This window comes from Streptosporangium longisporum (assembly GCF_039534895.1).
GTDB lineage: Bacteria > Actinomycetota > Actinomycetes > Streptosporangiales > Streptosporangiaceae > Streptosporangium > Streptosporangium longisporum.
Genome location: NZ_BAAAWD010000016.1, coordinates 61,861 through 85,398, shown reverse-complemented (window position 1 = coordinate 85,398; position 23,538 = coordinate 61,861). Strand labels below are relative to the sequence as shown.

The 23,538-nt window shown below is 71.1% G+C and carries 38 protein-coding genes; all 38 read left to right on the top strand.

Annotated features, from left to right (window positions below; translation table 11 throughout):
• Positions 1-122: 122 nt before the first annotated feature.
• Positions 123-548, top strand: coding sequence for a hypothetical protein (locus tag ABD832_RS30815; RefSeq protein ID WP_344902160.1), 426 nt, complete (start codon positions 123-125; stop codon positions 546-548).
• Between the two features lie 17 nt (positions 549-565).
• Positions 566-982, top strand: coding sequence for a hypothetical protein (locus tag ABD832_RS30810; protein ID WP_344902158.1), 417 nt, complete (start codon positions 566-568; stop codon positions 980-982).
• Positions 979-1,152 carry a hypothetical protein gene (locus ABD832_RS30805; RefSeq protein ID WP_344902155.1) on the top strand — a complete coding sequence of 58 codons (174 nt, stop codon included), beginning with the start codon at positions 979-981 and terminating at the stop codon, positions 1,150-1,152. Before ABD832_RS30810 ends, ABD832_RS30805 begins: the two co-directional genes overlap by 4 nt.
• Complete coding sequence (locus ABD832_RS30800; protein WP_344902152.1) at positions 1,152-1,391, top strand: hypothetical protein; 240 nt, start codon at positions 1,152-1,154, stop codon at positions 1,389-1,391. The genes ABD832_RS30805 and ABD832_RS30800 overlap by 1 nt, the downstream gene beginning before the upstream one ends.
• Complete coding sequence (locus ABD832_RS30795) at positions 1,384-1,575, top strand: hypothetical protein (protein WP_344902150.1); 192 nt, start codon at positions 1,384-1,386, stop codon at positions 1,573-1,575. Before ABD832_RS30800 ends, ABD832_RS30795 begins: the two co-directional genes overlap by 8 nt.
• A 1-nt stretch (position 1,576) precedes the next feature.
• Complete coding sequence (locus ABD832_RS30790; RefSeq protein ID WP_344902147.1) at positions 1,577-1,783, top strand: hypothetical protein; 207 nt, start codon at positions 1,577-1,579, stop codon at positions 1,781-1,783.
• Positions 1,780-1,986: a hypothetical protein gene (locus tag ABD832_RS30785; RefSeq protein ID WP_344902144.1), complete on the top strand. Its 207-nt coding sequence runs from the start codon at positions 1,780-1,782 to the stop codon at positions 1,984-1,986. Before ABD832_RS30790 ends, ABD832_RS30785 begins: the two co-directional genes overlap by 4 nt.
• Before the next feature lie 8 nt (positions 1,987-1,994).
• Positions 1,995-2,225 carry a hypothetical protein gene (locus tag ABD832_RS30780; RefSeq protein ID WP_344902141.1) on the top strand — a complete coding sequence of 77 codons (231 nt, stop codon included), beginning with the start codon at positions 1,995-1,997 and terminating at the stop codon, positions 2,223-2,225.
• Positions 2,225-2,461 carry a hypothetical protein gene (locus ABD832_RS30775; protein ID WP_344902138.1) on the top strand — a complete coding sequence of 79 codons (237 nt, stop codon included), beginning with the start codon at positions 2,225-2,227 and terminating at the stop codon, positions 2,459-2,461. The genes ABD832_RS30780 and ABD832_RS30775 overlap by 1 nt, the downstream gene beginning before the upstream one ends.
• A 31-nt stretch (positions 2,462-2,492) precedes the next feature.
• Positions 2,493-3,683, top strand: a complete 1,191-nt coding sequence (locus ABD832_RS30770) for a hypothetical protein (protein WP_344902135.1) — start codon at positions 2,493-2,495, stop codon at positions 3,681-3,683.
• A gap of 73 nt (positions 3,684-3,756) precedes the next feature.
• A complete protein-coding gene (locus ABD832_RS30765; protein ID WP_344902132.1) occupies positions 3,757-3,945 on the top strand; it encodes a hypothetical protein in 189 nt (62 codons plus the stop codon).
• On the top strand, positions 3,938-4,213 hold the full coding sequence (locus ABD832_RS30760; protein ID WP_344902130.1) for a hypothetical protein: 276 nt from the start codon (positions 3,938-3,940) through the stop codon (positions 4,211-4,213). Before ABD832_RS30765 ends, ABD832_RS30760 begins: the two co-directional genes overlap by 8 nt.
• Positions 4,213-4,491 (top strand): hypothetical protein, encoded by a 279-nt coding sequence (locus tag ABD832_RS30755; RefSeq protein WP_344902127.1) that lies wholly within the window; start codon positions 4,213-4,215, stop codon positions 4,489-4,491. Before ABD832_RS30760 ends, ABD832_RS30755 begins: the two co-directional genes overlap by 1 nt.
• The gene (locus ABD832_RS30750; RefSeq protein WP_344902124.1) at positions 4,488-4,775 is read left to right on the top strand and encodes a hypothetical protein; all 288 of its coding nucleotides are present in this window, start codon (positions 4,488-4,490) and stop codon (positions 4,773-4,775) included. Before ABD832_RS30755 ends, ABD832_RS30750 begins: the two co-directional genes overlap by 4 nt.
• Before the next feature lie 144 nt (positions 4,776-4,919).
• Entirely contained in the window at positions 4,920-5,141 is a 222-nt protein-coding gene (locus ABD832_RS30745; protein WP_344902121.1) for a hypothetical protein, read from the top strand.
• Positions 5,142-5,214: 73 nt separating this feature from the next.
• Positions 5,215-5,757 (top strand): hypothetical protein, encoded by a 543-nt coding sequence (locus ABD832_RS30740; RefSeq protein ID WP_344902118.1) that lies wholly within the window; start codon positions 5,215-5,217, stop codon positions 5,755-5,757.
• A gap of 159 nt (positions 5,758-5,916) precedes the next feature.
• Positions 5,917-6,489: a hypothetical protein gene (locus ABD832_RS30735; RefSeq protein WP_344902115.1), complete on the top strand. Its 573-nt coding sequence runs from the start codon at positions 5,917-5,919 to the stop codon at positions 6,487-6,489.
• Positions 6,490-6,596: 107 nt separating this feature from the next.
• Entirely contained in the window at positions 6,597-6,755 is a 159-nt protein-coding gene (locus ABD832_RS30730; RefSeq protein WP_344902112.1) for a hypothetical protein, read from the top strand.
• Between the two features lie 89 nt (positions 6,756-6,844).
• Positions 6,845-7,006: a hypothetical protein gene (locus tag ABD832_RS30725; protein WP_344902109.1), complete on the top strand. Its 162-nt coding sequence runs from the start codon at positions 6,845-6,847 to the stop codon at positions 7,004-7,006.
• The gene (locus tag ABD832_RS30720) at positions 7,006-7,467 is read left to right on the top strand and encodes a hypothetical protein (RefSeq protein ID WP_344902106.1); all 462 of its coding nucleotides are present in this window, start codon (positions 7,006-7,008) and stop codon (positions 7,465-7,467) included. Before ABD832_RS30725 ends, ABD832_RS30720 begins: the two co-directional genes overlap by 1 nt.
• An 82-nt stretch (positions 7,468-7,549) precedes the next feature.
• Entirely contained in the window at positions 7,550-8,011 is a 462-nt protein-coding gene (locus ABD832_RS30715; protein WP_344902104.1) for a hypothetical protein, read from the top strand.
• A 160-nt stretch (positions 8,012-8,171) separates the two neighbouring features.
• Entirely contained in the window at positions 8,172-8,552 is a 381-nt protein-coding gene (locus tag ABD832_RS30710; protein ID WP_344902101.1) for a helix-turn-helix domain-containing protein, read from the top strand.
• Positions 8,553-8,570: 18 nt separating this feature from the next.
• Positions 8,571-10,178, top strand: coding sequence for a DNA polymerase III subunit beta (dnaN, locus tag ABD832_RS30705; protein WP_344902098.1), 1,608 nt, complete (start codon positions 8,571-8,573; stop codon positions 10,176-10,178).
• Between the two features lie 81 nt (positions 10,179-10,259).
• Positions 10,260-11,372 (top strand): DNA methyltransferase family protein, encoded by a 1,113-nt coding sequence (locus ABD832_RS30700; protein ID WP_344902095.1) that lies wholly within the window; start codon positions 10,260-10,262, stop codon positions 11,370-11,372.
• A 149-nt stretch (positions 11,373-11,521) separates the two neighbouring features.
• Positions 11,522-12,613, top strand: a complete 1,092-nt coding sequence (locus ABD832_RS30695) for a ParB/RepB/Spo0J family partition protein (protein ID WP_344902092.1) — start codon at positions 11,522-11,524, stop codon at positions 12,611-12,613.
• Positions 12,614-12,682: 69 nt separating this feature from the next.
• Positions 12,683-13,393, top strand: a complete 711-nt coding sequence (locus tag ABD832_RS30690; protein WP_344902088.1) for a hypothetical protein — start codon at positions 12,683-12,685, stop codon at positions 13,391-13,393.
• A 135-nt stretch (positions 13,394-13,528) separates the two neighbouring features.
• Positions 13,529-13,816, top strand: a complete 288-nt coding sequence (locus ABD832_RS30685) for a hypothetical protein (RefSeq protein WP_344902085.1) — start codon at positions 13,529-13,531, stop codon at positions 13,814-13,816.
• Positions 13,817-13,874: 58 nt separating this feature from the next.
• Positions 13,875-14,357, top strand: a complete 483-nt coding sequence (locus ABD832_RS30680) for a DUF6349 family protein (RefSeq protein WP_344902082.1) — start codon at positions 13,875-13,877, stop codon at positions 14,355-14,357.
• A gap of 20 nt (positions 14,358-14,377) precedes the next feature.
• Positions 14,378-15,076, top strand: a complete 699-nt coding sequence (locus ABD832_RS30675; protein WP_344902079.1) for a hypothetical protein — start codon at positions 14,378-14,380, stop codon at positions 15,074-15,076.
• On the top strand, positions 15,073-15,906 hold the full coding sequence (locus ABD832_RS30670; RefSeq protein WP_344902076.1) for a hypothetical protein: 834 nt from the start codon (positions 15,073-15,075) through the stop codon (positions 15,904-15,906). Before ABD832_RS30675 ends, ABD832_RS30670 begins: the two co-directional genes overlap by 4 nt.
• Positions 15,907-15,950: 44 nt before the next feature.
• On the top strand, positions 15,951-16,172 hold the full coding sequence (locus tag ABD832_RS30665) for a hypothetical protein (protein ID WP_344902073.1): 222 nt from the start codon (positions 15,951-15,953) through the stop codon (positions 16,170-16,172).
• Between the two features lie 110 nt (positions 16,173-16,282).
• Positions 16,283-17,029: a hypothetical protein gene (locus ABD832_RS30660; protein ID WP_344902070.1), complete on the top strand. Its 747-nt coding sequence runs from the start codon at positions 16,283-16,285 to the stop codon at positions 17,027-17,029.
• Between the two features lie 121 nt (positions 17,030-17,150).
• Positions 17,151-17,525, top strand: a complete 375-nt coding sequence (locus ABD832_RS30655; RefSeq protein ID WP_344902068.1) for a hypothetical protein — start codon at positions 17,151-17,153, stop codon at positions 17,523-17,525.
• A 67-nt stretch (positions 17,526-17,592) separates the two neighbouring features.
• A complete protein-coding gene (locus ABD832_RS30650) occupies positions 17,593-18,609 on the top strand; it encodes a hypothetical protein (RefSeq protein ID WP_344902065.1) in 1,017 nt (338 codons plus the stop codon).
• A 156-nt stretch (positions 18,610-18,765) separates the two neighbouring features.
• Positions 18,766-19,989, top strand: a complete 1,224-nt coding sequence (locus ABD832_RS30645) for an AAA family ATPase (protein WP_344902062.1) — start codon at positions 18,766-18,768, stop codon at positions 19,987-19,989.
• Positions 19,990-20,028: 39 nt separating this feature from the next.
• Positions 20,029-21,642 carry a VWA domain-containing protein gene (locus ABD832_RS30640; protein ID WP_344902059.1) on the top strand — a complete coding sequence of 538 codons (1,614 nt, stop codon included), beginning with the start codon at positions 20,029-20,031 and terminating at the stop codon, positions 21,640-21,642.
• A 28-nt stretch (positions 21,643-21,670) separates the two neighbouring features.
• Positions 21,671-22,069 carry a hypothetical protein gene (locus tag ABD832_RS30635; protein WP_344902056.1) on the top strand — a complete coding sequence of 133 codons (399 nt, stop codon included), beginning with the start codon at positions 21,671-21,673 and terminating at the stop codon, positions 22,067-22,069.
• 54 nt (positions 22,070-22,123) lie between these two features.
• A complete protein-coding gene (locus tag ABD832_RS30630) occupies positions 22,124-23,182 on the top strand; it encodes a DUF6744 family protein (protein WP_344902053.1) in 1,059 nt (352 codons plus the stop codon).
• Positions 23,183-23,538 lie beyond the last annotated feature (356 nt).

The following is a 23,538-nucleotide window of genomic DNA, read 5'->3' as shown; positions in this document are numbered from 1 at the left end:
CCCGGCTCGATGGCTGGCCTGCACCGCCGCCTGGACCGGGCCCTCGCGTTCGCCGAGCGGGTCTCGGCCGCCCACGCCGACGACTGGGCCTGGGCGAAGAAACACAGCTGGAGCTGGAACTGATGGACATCTTCGCTGCGATCGTCAGCGTCGCCGCCACCAGCGGCATCGTCGCCGCGTTCTACATCGGCGCGGGGTACGGTGCCCGGCTGCTGCAGCCTCGCCGCCGTCGCCGCCGGACCCCGGCGCAGGCCGCACCGTTCGAGCTCGTCGTCCGGCTCCCGGCCGGCCACCCCGAACGGTTCGTCACGGAGATCGACTCCACCGACGTCGCGCTGGCCGAGCTCCAAGACCTGACCTGGCCGCAGGACGAGTGCCTCGCGGCCATCGAGTGCCCGCGTCTGGACCTCGACCCCTACAGCTCGCTGGAGGCGGCCCGGGTCGCGCTCCGGAGGCTGCCCCGGGCCCGCCGCATCACCACGGCGGCGCGTTCCTGCCCCTGCGGCGACTGGCACCTCGCCCGCCGCTGGGCCCGCCTGACTCTCTGACCCTGGAAGGACCTCCCGTGATTCACCTGTCCGTCGACGTGCAACCACCTACCGCCCCCGAGTCTCCGGGCTGCATCGCCCGCATCCTGTCCGGCCCGCACGAGGTCGGCATCGTCATCGCCCACGAGCAGGTCGTCGCCGAGGTGGCCGACCGCATCGACAGCGGGGAGCCCGCCGTCCTCGATGAGGAGTCCATCCGCTGGGTGCTCTGGCACTTCAAGGCCGAGGACGGCATCGAGCCCACCCTGTGGGAGCAGGACCTGGTGGCGTTGATCGCCACCGCGACCCCTGAGCACCGGCAGCGCCTGAGCCGCAGCTACCCCCGGCTCGTGGCCGCCGTCAACGTCGTCAAGGACCGCGAGCGGCCCGTCGAGGGCATCGACGTGCTGCGCTCGGCCCTGTTCAGCCTGACGGCCCTGGCCGGTTCCGCATGAGCGGCCGAGGCGTCACGGCCACCGTCGCCATCGAGTTCACGGACGGGGCCCGCGCGCAGGCCGTGTGCCGTACCGGCCAGTGCACCTGGCGAGGCACTGCCTGGCTGAACGTGGACACCGCCCGCTTCGAGCAGGCCCTTCACCGCGACGACCACGCGAAGGAGACGTGATGTGTGACCAGCGCAAGACGAAGCTGCTCATCGGCAGCGAGCAGGAGGGCGGTGAGAGGTACGTCCGGATCTGGTTCGTCTGCCCGCACGCCGCGGAGGCGCTCTCCTCACGGCTCGGCCCGCCAGCCGTCGAGTCGGTAGCCGAGCCAACCGCCGTGGCCACGATCGAGCGGGCCATGAAGCAGGCCATGGGAACGATGCCCGGGATCGTCATGGCCAGGGGAGACCAGCGTGATTAACATCCTCCACGCCCGCCTGTCGACGCAGAGGCTGCGGGAACTGGCCGAGGAGATCGTCGCGGCCTTGAAAGCCGACCCGGGCACGGCCCCGGTGTGCGCGTGCTCGGAGTTCGGCCGGTGCCCGGCGTGCGGGGGACCGCGCGCTGATGAGCGTCAGGCCGGCGGCTCGAACGGCAGCGCCTGACATGGCTGATTTCCTCGCGGGCGCGGGCAGCGTCATCGTGTACGGCTTCGCCGTCGTCGGCGTCCTCGTCGTGGGCGGGGCCGCGGTGCTCTCCGTTCAGGTTTTACTCGAGCGCCGCCGCCGCATCCGGCGGCGGCGGCTCCTCGCGGCCGAGATGCAGCAGGGCTACGAGGAGTGGTTGGCGCTTCGTGAGCGGCGGCGGCGGTGAACCAGCTGCTGCTGTCGGTCCTGGCGCTGGCCGGTCTTGGGGTGGACCTCACCCGGCAGGTGCTCATCGGCACCGGCGACCTGCCCATGGATCCGGTCGTCGAAGCCACCTTGGCCGCTGACCGGGCCGTACACGACCAGCTGCCCGTTGCCGAGGGGCTTGACCAGATCCGGGCTCGCATCGCCAGGCGCTCGGAACGGTGAAGGCGGTGATGGCCATCGCGTCCGCCGTGTGCGTCGTCGTGCTCCTGGTGCTCGCCGTCGGCGGATCGGTCGTCGCGGTCAACGCCCGTTTTCGGCGTCGCCCGATCTGGGTGGCGTACCTCGCCGTGTCCGTGGCGATCACCGCGGCCGTGCTGGCGGGCATGGTCGCGGCCGCCTCCTTCGACCCCGTGCCTGCGCAGGCTCCTGCGCAGGCCCCTGTCCCCGTGATGGAGGTCTGATGACTCAACCGAGCCCCGAACTGTCCCAGGAGGGGCTGTCTCAGGAGGCGCTGTACGAGGCGATCGACGCCTGGCGTCGGCAAGCCGATCTCCCCTGGTGGTGCGTGTCGCTGAAGACCGGTCGCACCGCCGCGCAGCTGCGGCTCCTCGCCGGGGGCGCCGCCAGCAAGGCGACTCACCAGGACGTGGCCGCGTGGTGGGCGCGACATACCGCCTCGCAGCAGCGCACCGAGTGAACACCAGCGAAGAGGCGGAACCGTGCAAGGCGTGTCAATCGACGAGGCAGCCCTTCCGGCGTGGGCGAGGCCGTACGTCACCCCGGCCCAGCGAGCGCTGGACCGCGGCCTGCTGTGGATTCTGCTGGTGTACCTCTGGCGGGGCCGGCACCCGTCGCGGACGTCCGTGGCGCAGCGGCTGTATGTCCACACGGTCGGCCGGGACCGCAAGGAGTGGGACCCGACTCTCCGGGAGCTGGCGGCCGACCTGGACCTGTCGGAGCGGACGGTGGAGCCTGCGCTGGCCGAGCTGGAGGCGGACGGGTGGATCATCGTGACCCGGCTGCATCGCCGCAACATCTACCAGTTGTCGTGGCCGCCGCGCGATGTGCTGGCCCCTCCGGAGCCGAAGGTGCCCCGGTGCGGGGCACCGACGGCGAAGGGCGGCCGGTGTACGAAGGCGGCGGGCCGGGGGACGGACACGCCGGGGGTGGGGCCGTGCCAGCAGCATCGGGACGAGCCGCATCCGGGGCTGCCGCTCGACCTTCAACCGCAATCGTTGCGGTCGCCGGAGGCTGCGGCGGCGGCGGATTCCACCGCAACGGCTGCGGTTCAGGAGGGTGATTCCACCGCAACGGTTGCGGTGGAGGAGGACGGTTCGACCGCAACCACTGCGGATCTCGACCGCAACGGTTGCGTCCCGACACCGCAACCGTTGCGTCCCGACACCGCAACGGTTGCGGTCCCTTACGTAGGTACGTTCGGTACGTTCAAAGTACGAGGTCCTTCCCAGGTTCTGCCCGTAGGGCAGCGAACGGACCGTAACGCGCGCGAGACCGGCGAGGCGCCTGCGGCGCAACCGAGACCCCCCTCGTTGTCCGCCCGCTCGATCGTCGCCGAGGTGCCCCGCTACCGGTCCGCCGAACCGTGGGTGCGCCGCGAACTCGCGCTCACCATCGACGAGGCCCTGCACGCCGGGTACGCCCGCGAGGCGATCATCAGCTACGCGGTGATGGTCGCCGACGAAGCGACGTTCAAGGCGCACCAGCACCTCCCGGAACTCCGCGAAGCCCTCAGACGCCTCACACGGGACACGGCGCTGGGGGATGCCCCAGAACCCCACCCCGCGCCGGAGAGCGGCCCAGACCGGCCGTGGAGCCCCGAAGATCACGAATCCTGGCGGCGTGCCGTCGCACACCTGGGCGCTGATCCCAAAGCCGCTGACTCCACCGGGACGGCCTGATGGGCAGCACCGCCCGCCGGGCCGCCCGCGACCATCTGCCCGCCCCCGATGGGAGGAAGGAGCAAGCCGCATCATGACCACCCGAGGCCGGTACTCGCACCGCCAGGACGTGCAGATCCGCGTGGTCGGCACCCCCGGCCAAGTCGCGCGCAAGGTCACCCAGCTGGCGCAGGTGCTGACCATCACCCACCAGAGCAGGCAGGTGCCTCGCAGCGACGAAAGCGGCCTGGTCACCGTGTACCTGGACGTCCGCGATGACTGACCCGCACCAGCTCAGCGTGCAGCCGGATCTGGAGGAGCGTCCCCGGCGGCGACGTACCGGCTGGGTGGCCAAGTGCGCCGACTGCAACCGGCGCATCTGGGCCGAGTCGTCCCTGCGCCGCCGGTTCGGCCGGCACCTCGGCGGCGGCTGCTACCGCAAGCGGGTGCGCGCCTCCCGGCGGCTCGTCATCTCGCAGACCTTCACCGTCCGGCCGCCCGGCCACATCCCCGGCCAGATCGCCATCACCGACCTTGACCAGGAGGAATGATGTCCAAGTTTCATTCGACAGCCCCGGCCCCCGAGCCTGGGAAGGCGTGCGGGTACGGCTGCACCCCGTCCGTGGGGTGGCGCTGGTACGCCGCCCTCGCCGGGTGGGAGCGGGTCTGCCACGCCCACCGCGGCGGCCCGAGCGTGACCAAGGCCGGGCACTACGTGCCCGACGCCGCCGCCGGGCGGACCGCCCAGCAGCCGGTGAGCCCTCCGCAGGAGCCGCCCCCGCCCGCCGAGCACGACGGGCTGTTCGAGCACGACGGGCGGTTGTCGTGATCCCCCCGCCGAGTGCGCTGCGCAGCTGCGACGACTGCAGCGCGCTGATCTTGTGGACCGTCACCGTGCACAACCGGCGCATGGCGGTGGACTCCGTACCGGACGAGGCCGGGAACCAGGCCGTCTACCGTGACGGTCTGGCCTGGCGCTCCCGCAGCCTCGACGGTGTCGACGCGCCCCCGAAGCGGCCGTGGGAGAGCCTGCACAAGCCGCACGTGGCGACCTGCGGCGAGGTCCGACCCGCCCAGGGGCAGGCCCCGGCGCCGAAGGACCCGCCGCGGTGATCGCCGTCGACGGCCGCCGGTGCCGACCGGGCCCGCGGCCCGGGGGACGGCCGGGCCGGTGCGCGAAGGGCTGGCGATCCCGTGCTGGGAAGAGCCGGTTTCGGGCCTCCCAGCTGCTCCGAAGCTGGGAGGATAGGGGCCATCGTGACCAGCTTCCCGCCCCCGCAGCCTCCCGCCCGCCGCCCGCCCGTGGACGTCATGGACTGCCCGCACACGGGCGACACCTGGCTCGTCCCATGGGGGCGGCTCACCGCCGACGACTGCGAGGCGCTGTCGGAGGTGCTCGCCGATCGCGCCCGGGCCCGGCGCGCGGCCCTGGGGGAGCCCTCCTGCGCGACCGCCGCAGCCGTCCTGCCAGGCGGTTGACGTGCCGGTAATGAAAACGTCCGTTCATGGTTTCCGGTTGAATATCGCGGAAATAGTGTGCGATGCTCCTGCCATGAATGGCGACGAGCCGGTCAAGGCCCAGGGCGACGAGGCGATCAAGGCCCTGCACGCCGTGCGCGCAGCCCATGCGCGGATCGGGGACGCGGAGAAGGCCGAGCGGGAAGCGGTCGTTGCCGCTCGTGAGATCGGTGTCCAGTGGCAGAAGATCGCGGACACGTTGGGTATGGCACAGGCAAACGCCAGCCGCAAGTACGGGCCGCTCCCGACCCCGGCCGGGAAGGCCAGCGACGAGCAGGCCGAAACCGCGCTGGCCCGGCTGGGCAAGGCGCACCAGGAGATCCTGGACGCCCAGCTGGCGGAGATCGAGGCCGTGGCGAACGCGCGGCGTCTCGAAATCACCTGGTCGGCGATCGCCACTGAGGTGGAGATGGACCAGCCGAACGCGGTGGTGAAGTACAGGAAGTTCATCAAGCAGCAGACGCAGGTGACCGTCCGGCCGGATGCGGCCGACTTGCTGCGCGGGCGCCGCACGCGCAAGGGTGAAGGGGCGGCGTCCGCGGGTGCCGGCGGGCCGGAGGGGGCGGCCGGAGCTTGACCGGCTGACGCAGGCCCAGGGGCGCGCACCGTACGGTGCGCGCCCCCTTTTTGTATTTCCGCAGGTAAAACGCCCAAAATCAGGGATTCACAGAAAAGCATTGTGCTATGATTAAGATATAGAAAACACCGCACCGCACCTCACAAGGAGACCGTCCCCATGGCCTACAAGACCGAGACCGAGCGCTACGCCCGGGCACTGCCCCCGCTGACCCAGGCCCGCGACGACGTCGCCAAGGCGATCGCCGAAGCCCACCCGGCCGAGGGCTGCCTGCCGATCCCGCCGATCGAGGTGCCCGCCAGCGCCGACGCGGTCCACGACGCGGTCAAGGAGATGTGCAACTCCCTGTGGATCAACAACGGGTCGCAGCGCCACCCCGCCTGGATCGCCGCGCGGACCGGCTGCACGCACATCTGTGAGACGCAGGTCCTGAACGTGTACGAGGTCCTGGTGGAGTGGTACCGCCTCCTGTCGAAGGTTCACTACTACGTCAACGACGTTCCGATCTGGGCTGACTGGCGGGCGGTGGAGGACCGGGGCGCACTCGACTGTGAGCTGCGCGTCCTGGCCGAGTTCCCGGCGGAGATGGCCAAGTACGAGGCCGGCCTGAGCGAGGAGGAGCGGGCCGAGATCAACGGGCAGCTGTGGGCGAAGACGCAGACCGAGTTCAGGCTGCGGACCTCGATGCGGGAAACGCTCGGGCGCGAGATGGTCCGGTCGAAGTCCCGCTAGCGCGAGCGTTTCCGCAGGTCAATACCGGTTTTCTCCTGCATCTGCGGAAACGCATTGTGCTATGATTGAGATATAAGAAATCAGCTCGTCCCACCTAGGAGGCCGCCATGCAGAACTGCGGAGCGACAGCCCGGCCCAGCACCTGCGACATCTGCGGGAAGGCGCCGGAGGCCCCTCACGACAACGAGACCCGCGGCAAGCACCTCGCCCGCATGGCCCGCATCGGCCGGTCCGGCATGTGCCCCTCCCCTCAGCGCTCCGAGTGAGCGGGTCGGCGCTGGAGCCGTCTCTCCAGCGCCGACCGGTCCACTCGGGCCGCCCCCAACCCCTTCACATCCCCACCCTGGAGGACAGCATGATCAGCGCCGAGAAACGTGCGCTCCTCAACCCCAGCCCTCTGCACGCCGCGGTGGCCATCGAGGCCTGCGCGACCGAGTGGAGGCGGTACGTCTCGGGAGCCGACCAGAGCCGCCCCCAGCTCGCCGAGCGCCTCGCGCGCCTCCCAGTGGCCGCCTGATGGCCGCGGTGATCTACCTGGCCTGTGAGGAGCACCTGGAGGGGCCGAGGTGCGACGACGACGAGGTGTTCGTCGGAGTCGAAACGGTCGCGGCCGCCCGCGTCCTGTGGGCGGCCAAGCATCCCGGCCGGAAGGACACCAAGATCGGCCGGGTGGTGATCGGCTGCGACATCGGCGGCTGCGCGAGGCAAATCTACGTCAAGACGGTTTCGATCACGGAGGCCCGGATCATCACGTCCGGGCACGACTTCGCCTGGTACGTCGCCCGCCGTGCGGGCGGCCGCCTGGTCGACGGCTGCCAGTTCCACCTGGGCACGTGCTGCATCCAGCACGCGTCCCGCTCCTGGATCGAGGGGCAGCCTCACCCGACCCTCGACCCGGCCGCCGTCCTGCCCGGGGAACCCGGTTTCCTTGGGCGGCCCGTCGCCCAGCTCGACCTGTTCACCACGGAGGAGCCGTGAGCGGCCGGCCCGGAGCCCGGGGCTGCGGCGCCGGGCAGGGCGGGCTCGCCGAGCACCTCGCGCGCCTCCCGGTGGCCGCCTGATGGGCGCCGTGATCTTCCTGTCCTGCGAGGAGCATCCGGAGTTTCGAGGATGCGACGACGACGAGTCGTTCACCGTCGAAACGGTCACGGCCGCCCGCGCCCTGTGGGCGGCCAAGCATCCCGGCAGGGAGGACACCAAGATCAGCCAGGTGGTCATCTCCTGCCGCGTCGACGGCTGCATGACCCGCCTGTACCTCAAGCACGTGGAATCGGTCACCGAGGCCCGGGCGCTGCTGTCCAGCCACCGGTACGGCTGGTATCGCGCGCGTCGGGCGGGCGGCCGCCTGGTCGACGGCTGTCAGACCCACCTCGGCGCGTGCTGCGTCCATCACGCGTTCCGCTCATGGGAGGAGCGTCTGCCTTTCCCGCAGCTCGACCCGGGCGTCATCCTGCCCGGGGAGCCTGGTTTCCCCGGGGAGCCCGTCGCCCAGCTCGACCTGTTCGCCACGGGGGTGCCGTGAGTGGCCTGCCCGGAGTCCGGGATGGGGTGCCGCCAGCACTCCACGGGACGTTGGCAGGGCTCTGACCTGGTAATTCACCGGAAAATCCAATGTCACGCGAAAGTGCAGCATGCTATGATTTAGATATAAGAAATCAGCTTGACCCCCACCTAGGAGCGAGATGAACTCCCAGATCACCCTCACCACCAAAGAGGCGGCTTCAGCTCTCAACATCTCGCTCCGTACGGCCCAGCGGTGGGCGGCGACCGGCAAGTTGGCGGCCGTCAAGGAGGGCGGTCGCTGGGCCATCACCCTCACCGCGGACCTGGGGGACTACAAGCCGGGCCAGCTGGAGAAGGCGCGTGAGCTGATCGGGGAGGGCGCTCTCCTCCCCACCAAGCGGCGCGGGATCTTCACCTCGATCAGCTCGGACGGGTCAACGACCTACCTCGTCCACCACTGCGCCTGCACCTGTCCGGCCGGCCTCCGTGGCAAGCACACGTGCTACCACCGGGCGGCTGTAGCCATCGTCACCGCGGCCACCACCCAGTGCGCCGCCTGATCATCCAAGGAGAATCACATGTCCAGCACGTCACAGCCCAAGCCGAAGCGCCCCACGACCAGGGTCCCGCGCGCGGCCACACCGAAGGCGGCGGCCGCGCTGAAGGAGGGCGCCAAGCGGCCCGCGCGGCGCAAGACCGGCCCGCAGGACCAGCCGACCACCGCGCCCGAGTCGGCCACCGAGCCGCAGATCGAGGCCCCGGCCACGCCGGAGGCCGAGGCCCCCACCGAGGAGACCACGCCGGAGGCGGCGGCCCCCACCGAGGAGGCCCCCGCCGAGGCCGCGACCGCGCCGGAGGTCGAGGCCCCCGCCGAGGAGGAGACCGCGCCGGAGGCGGAGACCCCCACCGAGGAGAGCGCGCCGGAGGAGGCGGAGGCCCCCACCGAGGAGCCGGAGCCGGAGGCCGCGGAGCCGGAGGCCGCTCCCACACCCTTGCCCGGGACGGACATCAAGGCGACCGCTTCGCCGAAGATTACGTTCGAGGTGGCTCGCGAATCCTTCGGCCAGGCCGTCGCCTGGGTGGCGCAGTCGCTGCCCACGCGTCCCTCCGTCCCGACCCTCGCGGGCATCCGCTTCGACCTCGGCGGCGGCGACCTCAGGCTGAGCGCGTACGACTACGAGGTGTCCATGAAGGAGACGATCAGCGTCGACTCCCAGGAAGAGACGACGCTGCTGCTCCCCGGGCGGCTCCTCAACGAGATCGTCCGCTCGCTCCCCGATGAGCGCGTCACCATCGAGGTCGACGGCGCGAAGGTGATCCTGACGTGCGGCCCCGCCACGTTCGGGATTCTCACCATGCCGGTCGAGGACTACCCGACTCTGCCCGAGATGCCGCCGGTGACGGGGCAGATCAACGGTGGGGACATCGCCCGGGCGGTCTCCAGGGTGGCGGTCGCGGCCGGTAAGGACGACTCGCTGCCGATGCTGACGGGCGTTCGGGTGGACATCAACGGCGGCGCGGTCACGCTGGCCGCGACCGACCGGTACCGGCTCGCGGTCAGCGACGTGACGTGGAAGGAGACGTCAGCCGAGCACTCCTGCGGGGTCATGGTCCCGGCGAGAGTCCTGACCACCGTCGCGAAGGCGTTCAGCAGGAACGAGGTGGCGATCTCGGTGGCCGACACCGGCGACGGCGCGCTGCTGGGGGTGTCGTCGGTGGGCGGGCGGCCGTGGGTGCCCGGCGCCAGGCGGGAGATGACGACTCGTCTGCTGGCCCCGGACTTCCCGAAGTACCGGTCCCTGATCCCGGAGGGCTTCAGCGGGCACGCCGACCTGCCTGTCCGGGAGTTCACGGAGGCGCTCAAGCGGGTCGCGCTGGTCGCACCCCGGGACGTGCCGGTCCGTCTGACCTTCGCCCAGGGGCAGCTCACGCTGGCCTGCGGCAGCGACGAGGCCGAAAGCAAAGAGGTGCTGGCCGTGAAGTGGAACGGCCCGGCCGGGGTGGACCCGTACACGATCGCCTTCAACCCGGCCTACCTGCTGGCCGGGGTCGACGCGATCGGGATGCCCGAGGTGCGGCTGAGCGTGAACAACAGCGTCCAGCCGGCGATCCTCACCGGCCTCGACAAGGAGGGTGAGCAGGTCCCGGGTTACCTGTACCTGATCATGCCGATCCGGCTCTCCTGACCGCCTCACCCCCCGACCGTTCACCTGCTGGCCCCGCCCTGTGCGGGGCCAGCCCCATTTCTGCAGGAAGTGAGGCTCCCGATGGGAAAGCGCCCCCGAGACAGCAAGGCGCAGCTCGACCTGTTCGCCCTGGACCTTCAGCCCTCCCAGCACCAGCTGGCCGCGCCGGGGCCCGCCGAGACGGTGCATCTGCCCGGCCTGCTGGCCGCGACCGCCCAGCCTCCGGTGGCCACGCAGCCGCCCGCGGTCGTGCAGCCCTCGGCGGCCGCGCCGAGCATGCGGGTCCCGCCGGTCATCGACGGTGACCGCAAGGCCCTGACGTCGCGCATGTCCGCCGACGACATCGCCGAGCGGGTCGCCGAGACCTGGTACCGGCAGCGCGCCGGGGACGGCATCAGCGTGTGCATGGGCATCATGGCCGGGCTGACACTGCTGCGGAAGACCGCCCGCGACGGCACCGACGTCGCCACCTTCATCCTCAGCCTGGACAAGGCGGAGCTCCTGGAGTTCCACCGGCGCATCTGGGGGCACCTGTGGGTCCGCCACCCGTACCTCATCGACTGCGCCCGGCCGATCCACGAGTGGCTCAACGAGGCCCAGGACCCGCCGGGCCAGGTGGTGGATGCGATCCACGCGGTCACGCACACGGCCATCCGGTCCGGGCTGCTGCACCTGACCGGGCAGGACGATCCGTCGTTCCGCTGCGACGTCGACGTCCTGGGGCGGGTGCTCACGCAGATGCGGTCGCCGGGCGCGCGGGATGCGATGTCGGAGTACCACACGTCGCCCGAGGTCGCGGATCTCCTGGCCGCCATCGTGTTCACGGGCGAGTATCTGGAGCCGGGCCACTGGTACGACGATCCGGCGGCGGGCACGGGCGGCCTGTTCCGGGCGGCGGCCCTGGCGATGCGAATGCGCGGCGCGGACCCGCGCCAGTGCGGCTGGTCGATGGGTGACCTGGACCCGATCGCGTCCGCGTGCGCCGCGGTCAACGCGCTGGTGTGGGAGCTGGGGCCGAACGTGCTGGTGTGGTGCGGCGACACGCTCGCGGTCGGCGACGGGCCGGCCCGGGCGCGCAAGCGGCGCGCGGAGGTGCTGGAGCACCACGAGCACATGATGAGCATCGCGTCGATGGCGGCGGCGGTGAAGCAGACGCAGATCCTGCTGGGCATGGTGGAGCAGGGTGCGGCGTAGGTGGTGGGGGTGCGCGAGCCCGACCGTAACGGGCTCGCGCACCCCCGGATTTTATGGCATTTCCGCAGGTCAAACGCTGTACGCCAAGATCGCAGTGTACTATGATGAAGATATAAGAAATTGAACTTCCCCCCACCCTGGAGGACATCGTGACCGACACCACCACCCCGGCCCCCACCACCACCGACACCGTCAAGACGGTCGTGATGAACATCCCTCTCAGCCGCATCGAGCGCGATGTCAACCAGCCCCGCGAGCACTTCGACGAGGAAAAGCTGAACGAGCTGGCGCTGTCCATCAAGAAGCTGGGCGTGCTGCAGCCCATCGCCGTCCGCACCTCCGACGCCGACCCCAAGGGACGCGACAGGGCGGGCCGCAAGTACACGATCATCATGGGTGAGCGGCGCTGGCGGGCCGCCAAGCTGGCCGGCCTGGACAGGATCCGCTGCATCGTCCACTTCGGCGTCGAGGACGGCGACCCCGAAACCCTCGCCAAGGCCGTCGCCGAGAACGTGGGCCGGGCCGACATGACCCCCATCGAGGAGGCCAAGGGCTTCCAGCGCCTGGTGGACCTCGGCTACCCGCTGGAAGACGTCGCGGCCATGTGCGGCAAGTCCGCCTCCTACGTCGGCTGGCGGATCGACCTGCTCAAGCTCGACCTGTCGGTGCAGGAAGCGGTGATGAAGGGCCACATCACGGTCGGTCTCGCCTGGTACGTCGCCAACCTGAGCCGCGACAACCAGCAGCGGTTCCTGACCCGCTACGTGCGCGGCGACTTCGCCAGCACCCGCGACGCCGAGGCGTTCGCCCGGGCGTGCCGCACGGAGGAGGAGAGGCAGGCCACCCAGGGCAGCTTCTTCGTCCTCACCGAGGACGCCGCAGCCGAGGCTGGCGCGGCCGGCAGCCCCCGCCAGGAGGGCCTGTACGCCCAGCTGCCCGAGGAGGAGCGCGAGCGGATCACCCGCGACCGCAACGCGCTCGTCGGCAAGATCGAGCGGCTGGACACGGCGGGCAGCATCCTCTCGGAGCTCGCGGCGATGGACCCCGAAGAGCTGGCGCTGCTCCTGGCGGGCGCCCCCGGCGGCGTCGCCGCCCAGCGGCTGCGGGTCGACCACCTGAAGGACGTGGCGACGAAGGCCGTGAGGAACCTGCGTGAGGCGCAGGCGGTGGCCACCGCGCGCACCAGCGGCCTGCAGGTCGACCCCGCGCTCGCCAACGACAGCGCGGCGGTCTCCGCGTAAGCCGTCCCCGCTGATGGTCCTGCGGCCAGGCCCGGCCGCAGGACCACAACCGTCTTGGAAGGGCATGCGATGAAAACCGTTCAGCGGCTCATGCGCCGCTACCAGGTGAACTACAACGGCGCGACCTGGACGCTGCCCGCCGACCTGCTCGGCGACAGCCGGGTGGTGAGCATGATGCGCGCCGCCCGCGGCTGGGGCCTGCCCATCGAGGTCACCGTCGACGGCGCGCCGGTGACCGTGCGCGCCTGCTCCTGGTGCCGTGCCCGCCCCCGGGTGTGGGAGTGGGACGGCGCCACGCGGCGGGAGCTGAGCCGGTGCGCCGCACCGCAGTGCCTGGCCGCGCGCCGCGCGGCCCGGGCGGGCCAGCTCACCCCGCCGTCCTACCTGGCGGCGCGGCCCGGAGCCCGCGCCGACTCCCCGGGCCCCGGCGATCACCAGGGCGCTCACAGCGATTCTCAGCCCAGTTCAGCCGCCGCCCCACCCTTTCCCCCTGCCGTGATCTACGAGGAGGTCTCCGCCATGTTCAGCCTGTCCCCCCGAAGCCCTGAGCCGATCGGCTACCAGGTGGACGACGAGCGGGTGCTGTGCGCGCCCGGCTGCCTGTCGCACGAGGACGCGCAGGCCCGGGCCGACGCCGGGCACCGCGCCGGCGACGTGCAGCCGTGGACGGTCGACCTGTGGCCGGGTGATCCACACCTGACCTGTTCCCGGTGTGGTCGCGTCCTGGTCCAGGCCCCGCCGGACACCGGCGAAGACGACGAGGAGACGTCGCGGGTTTGACTGAACGGCCGTTCATCAGGAGCGGCGCGATTCACCAGGCCAAACACGGAATTCCTCCTGTACGTCAAATACGCAGTGTACTATGATAAAGATATAAGCAATTGGCTTTATCTCCCCTTTGAAGGAGCCCCCGCGATGAGCGCCAGCACGCCTCCCCGCCAGACCCCCCTGAGCGACCGCGCGGCCGTGGCCCGCTTCGCCCACCAGCACGGCCTGCACGCCAGCTTCGCCACGGACAACTCCGTCCAGTACGAGCAGGGCGGAAGGTCGTTGACCGTCACCTACGACAGCACCGGCGGCCTCATCGCGGCCTTCTACATCCGCACCCCCACCCGGCCCGGAGTGCCGCTCCCCGACCGGGTCCACGTCATCAGCGCCCTCGCCGAGATGGCGCCCACCCCGGACGAGACCCCGGCCCCCTGACCCAGCCCAAAGCGGGCGCCGGTCACCCGGCGCCCACCCCCGGAAGGAGAACACCGCGGTGAGCACCGCAACCCCCACGCCCGACCCGGCCCCCAGACCTGAACGCTACTGCCGGGTGACCATCACCTCCTGGCGCACGGCCCCCGACGAGCCCAGCCCGCCGACCGTGGAGAACCCGGACTACCACCTGCGGTATTACGCGTTCTGCAGCGGCTGCGGCCACAACGGGCCGATCCGGTCGAGCGAGAACACCGCGGTCGAGGACGGCTGCGACCACGCCCACCCCGACTGGCGGGAGATGCCCGTCATGGACCACCGGCCCTACGAGGGCAAGCCCCTCGCCGCCTGGGAGAAGCAGGCGCGAGCCGTGTACCCGGCCGGGTGGTTCGACCGCGAGGGCCCCGTCCGCGCCTACCGCACCCCGGGCGGCACCCGCCACGTCCCCGGCTACGCGCCGGGCGGCGGCTACTCCATGGCCGTACTGCGCCCCCAGCCCGCCGCCGCGCCCATCCGCGGCGAGCAGGCGTCCCTGTTCGGATGACCCGAGAAAGGAAGAAGCCCATGAAGTCCCCCAGCGAGGCCGCGGCCGACTGCATGGAGGCCGGCGGCACCACCACCGACGTCCTGCACGCCATCGCCTGGGCGGTGACCGCCCAGGCCGGATGGGAGGACGCCCGGTACGCGCGGGTCCTCGACAACGTCCTCGACACGGCGGCGTTCCTGTTCGACTGCATCGCCCACGAGGAGGCGCACCGCACGGGCGTCACCGCCTACGCCGACGACGCGAGCTTCGACGACATGCTCGCCGAGCACCGGCCCGACTTCCTGCGGCTGGTGATCGCCCTGAGCAGCGACGAACCGGCCGCCACGGAGCAGGGCGAGCAGGGACCGGCCCGGGCCCGACTGAACGAGGCGTTCGACGAGGCGATGGAGCACGGCACGTCGGTCGTCTCCGCCATGTGCGTCGCGGTCGACGACCTCGACCCCGCCGGACAGGTCCCGTGGGTCATCGTCATCGACGGCGACCGCGGCGACGACGAGCACTACTTCCCCAGCCGGGAGGACGCCCTGAAATCGCTCACGATCGACGTGCAGGAGAGCTGGAACCGCGTCACCGACCTCGGCAGGCCCGACCTGCCTGCCGCGCCGCCGGACGACGCCACCGAGGCGATCGAGATGTTCTTCCGCGCGCTCGGCGAGACGTACGAGCTGAGGCGGGCCGACGCCGACCTCACCCCCGCCGAGGAGGTGGAGCGGTGAAGATCCCGACCGAGGTGCTGAAGGTCCTCGCCGACCCGCGCACCATCATCGACCGCGACGCACTCCACATCCCGTTCCAGGTGCCCGCGCCGCTGTACGAGCGACTCAAACGGACGTTCAACCACATGGGCGGGAAGTGGGACGGCCGCAAGACGGTGCGCGCCTTCGTGTTCCCGCACGACATCGAGACGTTCATGCGCGACTCGATCACCGCGGGGGAGTTCCCCTCGCGCTACGACGTCGGCTGGTACGCCACACCGCCCGCCGTGGTGGAGCAGATCCTGACCCTGGCGGGCATCACCGACAAGCGCCCGGGGCTGGTGACGCTGGAGCCGTCCGCGGGCATCGGGTCGATCGCCGGGCCGGCCGTCGCGCGAGGCGCGGTCGTCGACGTCGTCGAGGTCGACGAGCACCGGGCATCGGTGCTGGCCGGGCACGCCGCCTACCGGCGGGTGGTGCACGGCGACTTCCTGCAGGTGGATCCGCTGTCCTACGAGACGGGATTCCAGCGGGTGGTGATGAACCCGCCGTTCGCCGAAGAGCTGCGCCACGTCCAGCACGCGCTGAAGTTCCTGGGCGATGACGGGGTGCTGGTATCGGTGCTGCCCAGCTCCATCACCTGGCGCACCGACTCGGCGGCGGTGGCGTTCCGGAAGATGCTCGCCGACAACGACGGCGAGCTCCTGGAGCTGCCGGCCGGATCGTTCAGCGCCTCGGGCACGAACGTCCGCGCCGTCCTGGTGGTCGTCCCGACGATGCCCGGGCACACGATCCGCAACCACGGCTGGCACCTGCGCCAGCCGAAGCAGCTGGGCCTGTTCGCCGCCTGACGGTCGGCGTCCTGACCCGCGAAACGAAAGGAGATGTGAGGTTCATGAGCAAGCGAGGTGTCACGGTCAGCCTGGCCGTCTCGGTGTACTACGACGACGCGAAGGTGACGCAGGAGGAAGCCATCGCCGAGATGCACCAGGCGCTCGGCGAGGCCGGGAAGGGCGGCCACTTCGACCGCGGCCCGGTCGAGATCGCGTTCGGCGGTGACAGCGACGCGGAGCCGTTCACGCCGGCAGAGGCCGACGACGGAATGAGTTGGCTGTGACCTGCGAAAACTTCCCGATTCCCGGCCGAAATTCCTGGTATAACGCATGACCAGCTTGCTATGATAAAGATATAAGAAAACGCCTCACCACCACCTGAAACGAGGAAGCCATGACTGCCACCACCACCGAGCTCGACATCTGGCGCGAGGCGGTCGCCAAGATCGAGGCCCGCAACGGAGGCCCGGCCGCAGGCGACTACAGCGCCGAGATCGCCAAGGAGGAGCGCGCCAAGGCGGCCGCCGCCGACGCCCTCGACGACATGGCCCACGCCCAGGGGTGGGGCATCAAGGACCCGGCCCGCGCGGAGGCCGCCCGCCAGCGCGCCACGGCCGCCGACCTCCGCGCGCAGGCCGCCGAGCACGACCTCAAGGCCCACAAGTCCTACGAGGAGTGCGACACCGACGGCTTCGTCTCCCAGTGGGCCAGCGGCCTCCTCGCCGCCCAGGCCCGCCTGCAGGCCGAGATCGAAGAGGCCGGCGGACGCGCCCTGTTCCCCGCCCTGTTCGACACCGCGGGCAACCTGGTCGCCGCCGAGCACAGGCAGGGCCAGTGGGGCGCCTACTTCGCACTGCTCGACGACAAGGGCCGGATCACCGGCGAGTGGTTCACCCCGTCCAAGTCGAAGGACGCGCGCCGCGCCCGGGCCGCCGACGCCGCCAAGGGCTACTACTTCGGGTACGTGATGGCACCCGCCAAGGCCGAGCTCGCCGGCGGCAACGCCAGCTGCGTCACGCCCATCGCGGTCCGCACCGACGGCGGCTACTCGGCCGACGTCGAGATCGTCGACAACGGCCAGCACAACGAGTTCGGCCCCACCCTCGGCCGTCACTACGCCATCTGGGGCGGCCTCATCTGACCTTCACCCGCACCCCCGGGGCGCCCGCCCCGGGGGCCTACCTGCTGCAGAGGACTTTCATAGTCACATGGATCTTGCAACTTGCACGTATCACGAGTACCGGCCCGACATGGGGCACCCTGTGCGCACCACCGTAGGCGCCCCGCGCTTCGCCCTGGAGTACACGCTGCTCGGCCCGGCCAGGCTCATCACCCCCACCCGGGCCATGCTCGGCCTGCCCCAGGACGCCTACCAGCTGGCGTACCGGCGCCTGCTGAACGCCACGGGCGCCGCGCGTATCCACGCCGAGCTGGCCGGCATCGCGGCCGCCGCCGACGCCGTCACCGGCCGGTCGTCGGCGCGGCTCGTCCTGCTGTGCTTCGACCGCCTCGACAAGCGCGGTGGGTGGTGCCACCGGACCATGTTCGCCGCCTGGTGGCTGGAGCAGACCGGCCAGGAACTCCCCGAACTCGGCGCCACCCTCCCCTCCCAGCCGACCCCACCAACCCTGTTCTGACCCCCACCGCACGCCCCGGGACGGCGCCCAGCGCGCCGTCCCGGGCCGTCTACCTCACGGAGTGAAGATGCCCAACGACCACACCGCCCGCCCCTCCCTGAGCCGCCTCGACAGGGCGAAGGAGGCGTACGGCGAGTACCTGACGGAGCTCGCGGCGGCCGGATTCGTCCCCTTCATGGGCTACTACGGCGAAGCCGGGTTCGTGATCGAGATCGACTGCCCCTCCGAGTGGAACATCGCCGTCACCGCCGACACCGCAGACCTCGGCCTGCCGGCGGCCCCGGCCGCGCTGACCATGCTCACCGTCACCCGCGAGGACGGCAGCGGCGTGATCTCCAGGGCGACCGTGCCGGCCGGGGCGGCGAGGCTCGCGGCGTACGTGAGCGGCGAGTACAGCCGCATCCCCGCCTGGACGGCGGAGCACCTGAACCCGGCTTACAACGTGGCCGTGCTGCTTGGCCAGCGGACCTGGTGGAGCGACCCGTACCGCGTCAGCGGGGAGGTCGACGACCGGCAGCCCATCAGCGGCATGACCCCGGAGCAGGCGTCCGCCGCGCGCGTGAAGCTGGCGGGCTACGGCATGCGCCTGGCCGCCGACGTCCTGGCGATACAGCTGCGGGACGGCGCGACATCTCTCGGGAACGCCGACTGGTTGCCCGAGAGCGCGAGCGAGGCGACGAGCAAGCTGAGCGACTCCCTCGGCGACTGGCTCACCTACACGCCGCTGGGTGACCAGCTGGCGTACCGCGCGAGTGGAGCCGACTGGCCGATTCCGTCCCGCCAGCTGATGAGCGAGCAGTACGCACAGGTTCTCGACGCGCTCGAAGCGGTTGGCATCGCGGCCGGGATGCGCGACACCGGCGGGGGGCACTTCACGATCGGCGTCTCCTGCCCCGGGTGGGACCTGCACATCGACAGCGTCGAGGGCGGCCTGCCGGAGGACCCTGTCGGCATCGTGCTCACCGTCCGCCGCTTCAACCGGGAGGGCGGCTATCTGGTGTCGGAGAAGGTGATCCCGATGTACGGGCTGCGGACCCTGGTGGCGTACGTGCGCGGTGAGGTGGAGCGCGCTCCGGTGTCCTGAGCCGGTGCCGGTGCGCGCCCCGGGAGCCGGGGTTCCCGGGGCGCGCACTGGCCGGCGGTGATTCTCGAATCACGAAACCCGATTTCACACCTTGATCACAGTGTGCTATGATTTTGATATAAGAACTGTTCGTTACACCCCCACCAAGGAGAAGCGATGACCACCACCACCACCGCCCCGGGCACCACGGACCCCGGCGACGGCTCCGTCACCGCCGCCCGCCTCCGCCGCATCTGCGAGGAGGTGTCCACCCGCTACCTCGAGCGCGCGAACGTCATCAGGCCCCTGGTGGCCTGCATGCTGGCCGGCCAGCACAGCCTGCTGCTCGGCCCGCCCGGAACCGGCAAGAGCGAGATGGCCCGCGACATCACCAGCCGCATCGAGGGCGCCCGCCTGTGGGAAATCCTCCTGTCCGCCTACACCGACCCGAAGAAAATGTTCGGCCCGATCGACGTGTCCGCCCTGATGAGCGGCGTCTACCAGCAGGTGTGGGACGGCCGCGCCACCCAGGCCGACATCGCGTTCGTCGACGAAATTTTCAAATGCGGCACCGGAGCCCTCAACGAACTGCTGGCCTTCCTGAACGAGCGCGTGTACCACCCGGAGGCGGGCGGCGACCCGATCCCGTGCCCGCTGATCTCCGCGATCACCGCGTCGAACGAGCTGCCCACCGGCGAGGCGTCCGCCGCCGTCTACGACCGGCTGCTCGTGCGCATGGAAGTCGACTACCTGAGCGAGCCGGGCAACTTCGCCGCGCTGCTCCGCTCCGCCGTCCAGGCCGGCGCCCCGACGACGCCGACCACGGTGCCGCTGGCCGACCTGCAGACCGCTGTGCGCGTGCACGTCCCGGCCGTCGGCGTCCCCGACGAGGTGGTGGACCTGATCGGCGAGCTGCGCGCCTCCCTGCGCAACGCCGGACTGGTCGCCTCCGACCGCAGGTGGCGGCAGGCGATCCGGCTGCTGCAGGCCGCCGCATGGCTCGACGGCCGCCGGACGGTCACCGTCACCGACCTGGACCTGCTCAAGCACGTCCTGTGGCACAGCCCGGCCGAGCGGCCCACCGTGGAGCGCGAGGTGGCGCAGGTCGTCAACCCGAGCATGGCGGCGGCGCTGGAGATCCTCGCGGGCGTCGAGGAGATCGCCGTCCAGCTGAAGGGGATGGCGGGCAAGGCCAGCGAGGACGTCTCCGAGTGGGCGATCCGGGAGGCGCAGCCCAAGCTCCGCCGCGCCGACAGGGACCTGCAGAAGCTGCTGCAGGAGTCGCAGGCGGCGGGCCGGTCCACGACCACCCTGCAGGAGGTCATCGACCGCAGGCGCGCCGTGCACGCCCACGTCATGAAGGAGGCCCTCGGCATCGACGCCGCCGACCTCAACTTCTGACCCGAGACCCTCCCGGAGCCCCGTGGAAGAGAGGCAGCCATGATCAAGAAGAAGCCGTTGGCGAAGCTGAAGGACTTGGCGACCCGGGCCGGGCGGTGGCTCGGCCTAGCCGCCGAAGCCAAGCCCGTCCAGCACACCCTGACGGTCGACGCCGACCGGTTCGACCAGGTCACCTGGGGCGACACCTACCGGCAGGCGGAAGCGCTGCAGAACCTGGCCTTCGACCTGGGCGAGAAGTTCGACCACGCGCCCGACCTGCTGCAGGACGCCTGGACAGCCGCCTACAAGGTGGCGCCCCGCGTGCGTGACCTCAGCGAGGTGGACCCGTCGCGGGCCGTGAACCACGAGGTGGTGTCCTCGCTGCTCGGCTCCCCGGAGTTCGGGGAGCTGCGACGCAACACGGCCGGTGACCCGTACGCGGCGGCGATGGCCGTCCTGGCGCAGGGCACCGCGCTGCGCGACATGCTCGAAAAGGGCAAGCAGGCGCAGCAGGCCGCCCAGAAGGCGGCGGACGCCAAGACCGACGCGGAGCAGGCGGCGGCCGCCGTGCAGGCCGCCCTGGAGGCGGCGGTCGCCGCAGCCGACAGCGACGGCCAGGTCCCCAGCGACGCCGAGCAGCAGCTGCAGGCCGCGATCGCCGCAGCCGAAGCCGCCGAGCAGGAGGCCGAGCAGGCCGGCAAGGACGCGGAGACCGCACTGGCGCAGGCAACACCCGGCATCCGCACAGCCGCCCGCCAGGCCGCCCACCAGGCCGCCCAACAGGCGCAGCAGGAGGCGGAGACGATGGCCGCCTGGGGCGTCGGCCCGGGCGAGCTGCAGAGAATGAGCTTCGCCGCCCGCGCCGCCCTCGCCAAGCGCCTGACCGGGAACCGCCTCGCCCGCTTCACGAAGCTGATCGGCCGGTTCCGTGCCATGGCGGCCAGCGAGCGGGCCCGCCGCGTCCAGCACACGAACGGCGAGATCGTCGGCCTCACCCTCGGAGCGGACCTGGGCCGCCTCGTACCGTCCGAGCTGGCAATGCTGGCGCTCCCGGCGCTGCGCGCCGACTTCGTCTCCCGCTACGCCGAAGGCCGCCTGATGATGTACGACTCCCAGGGGGAGGACCACGTCGGGCAGGGCGCCATCATCGCGCTCATCGACTGCTCGATGTCCATGCGGGAGGCCGGCCCGGACGGCATCACCCGGGAGGCGTGGGCGAAGGCGTGCGCGCTCGCCCTGCTCGACCAGGCCCGCATCGGAGGCCGTGACTTCGCGGCGATCCTGTTCGCGTCGAAGGAGCAGCAGCACGTCCTGTACTTCCCTCGCGGGCAGGCCGGTATCGAGCAGGTGCTGGAGCTCGCCGAGCACTTCTGGGGCGGCGGCACCGACTTCGAAGCGCCGCTCGGGCTGGCCACGGATCTGCTGGAGGCGCAGTTCAACGCGGACGGCACCCAGCGCGGAGACATGGTGCTGATCACCGACGGGGAGTGCGGGGTCTCCACGGAGTGGCTGCAGGGCTGGCGGAGCCGCAAGGAGAACCTCGGGTTCCGCCTGTTCGGCGTGTCCATCGCGCACCGGCCCGGCAAGACGCTGGAGAGCCTGTGCGACAACCTGCGCCACGTCACCGACCTGGATGACCTCGCCGACAGCCGTGACCTGTTCCGCGCCATCTGACCCCCGCTTTCACGAGAGGAACAACCGCATGAGCACCCCCAGCACCCCCGAGACGCCCGCCCAGAAGAGTCGCGTGTGGACCCCGCAGATGGGACCCGGCACGTACGACTTCGACAAGGGCGAGTTCACTCCTGCCGCCCCCGCCCCCGCCCTCATCGAGTACGCCGCCACCAACGAGCGCCGCGAGGGCGCCCCGGAGACGTTCGTCATCTACGTCGCCGGGGTCGCCGTGGGCTCCGCGACGTTCACCTACCTCGGCGCCGGCGAGTGGTACCTGTGCATGCGCGACACCTCCGGCGAGCCGACCTCGGGCACCCGCGGCGACATGTGGTCCGCCCCCATGCCGATCCTGCGCGAGCGGGTCCACATCGAGCACGACGTCCCGCTGACCGACATCGAGGTGCACGTCCCCGACATCGAGGTCTGACGCGCCCCCGCCCCCTCCAGAGACCAAACGGACGTTGTAAAAGGAGTTCACATCATGACCACCCCCACCCCCACCCCCGCCGCCCCCGCGCCCGCCGCCACGGGCAGCACCGCGGGCGCCTTCGACGCGTACACCAGCGCGATGGAGAAGGGCGACACGCCGCTGCTGGGCTACCTCGCGCTCTACAGCATCTTCGAGGCGCCCATCCTCCGCACCGACCTGGAGCGCTGGTTCCGGGAGCTCGGCCTGGACGAGAAGTTCCTGCCGGGCCCCATCCGCGAGGACGACGCCTTCGCCCGGGTCACCGGCCCGAACGGTGTGCGCGCCACGTACAAGCTGACCACGAGCCCCTCCGGCAAGGCCGCGCAGGGAGAGAAGACCATCGCGGTCACCCTGATGATCCGCCACGTCGGCCGGACCGGCGGGAAAATCACCCGGCACGTCGTCCGCGAGGTCCGCGACGAGGGCTCCTCCACCCTGTCCTACGACACGCGGATGGCGGAGCTCGCCTGGTGGCGCGACCCCACCGAGAGCGGCCAGCCCGGCGTCGGCGTCCTGCAGATCCACCCCGACGAGTCCGCGATCAACGCCCTGTCGCCCAGCGAGCAGGTGAAGGTGCGCAGCATGCTGCGCAGCATCGAGGAGAGCTACAAGAACCAGTGCGCCTACTTCAGCAGCGACCGGCTGCGCGCGATCGTCCGCAACTACATCGAGTCGCTGGCCGCGGTGCCGGTCCGCTCGACCGGCGGCGTCTACTTCGTGCACAGGACGCACGCGGCCCCGCTGGAGCCGCTGCGCAAGCTGGTGAGCAGGTTCGGAGCGGGCAGCCTCCTGACCCGCGTCCCGCTGCCCGAGCAGGAGGAGATGAAGGACATGGTGATCGCGGCGCTCACCACGAAAGCGAAGGAGGACCTGCAGCGGCTGGCGGGCGACATCGCGACCGCCCGCCGCGAAGGCCACTCCGAGGCGAAGGTCGGGGCGCTGTACCGCAGGTTTCGGGCCCTGCAGAAGGCGACGGCCGAGCACTCCGAGCTGCTGTCCTCCAGCCTCGACGACACCGCGGCCGCCCTGGAGCTGGCCGGAGCGCAGATCAGCAGCCTGCTCAACGGCTGACACCGGCACCACCGCCGAGCCCCGGGCGGGCGGGCCCCGCGCCCGCCAGCCCGGGGCTCGACCCATGACAGGAAGGAAACCGCAATGCCCTCCACCGAGCGGGATCTGCCCGAAGCGCTCCGGGAACGCCGAGATGGGCGCGCCCCCTCCCCACCGGCCGCCGACGCCCCGGCCGTGCCCCGGCGGCCCAAGCGGACCCTAAGCCGTGTTCCCGCTGTGCCCTTCTCTTCCCCTCGACCCGCATGCGAGCGGAGGTCACAGGAGTGCTCAACAGGGCTGCGACCTGCGAAAACTTCTCGGTTTTCTTTCGTGAACCCCTTCCCCGCCACACGAGCCGCACGCTATGATAAAGATAT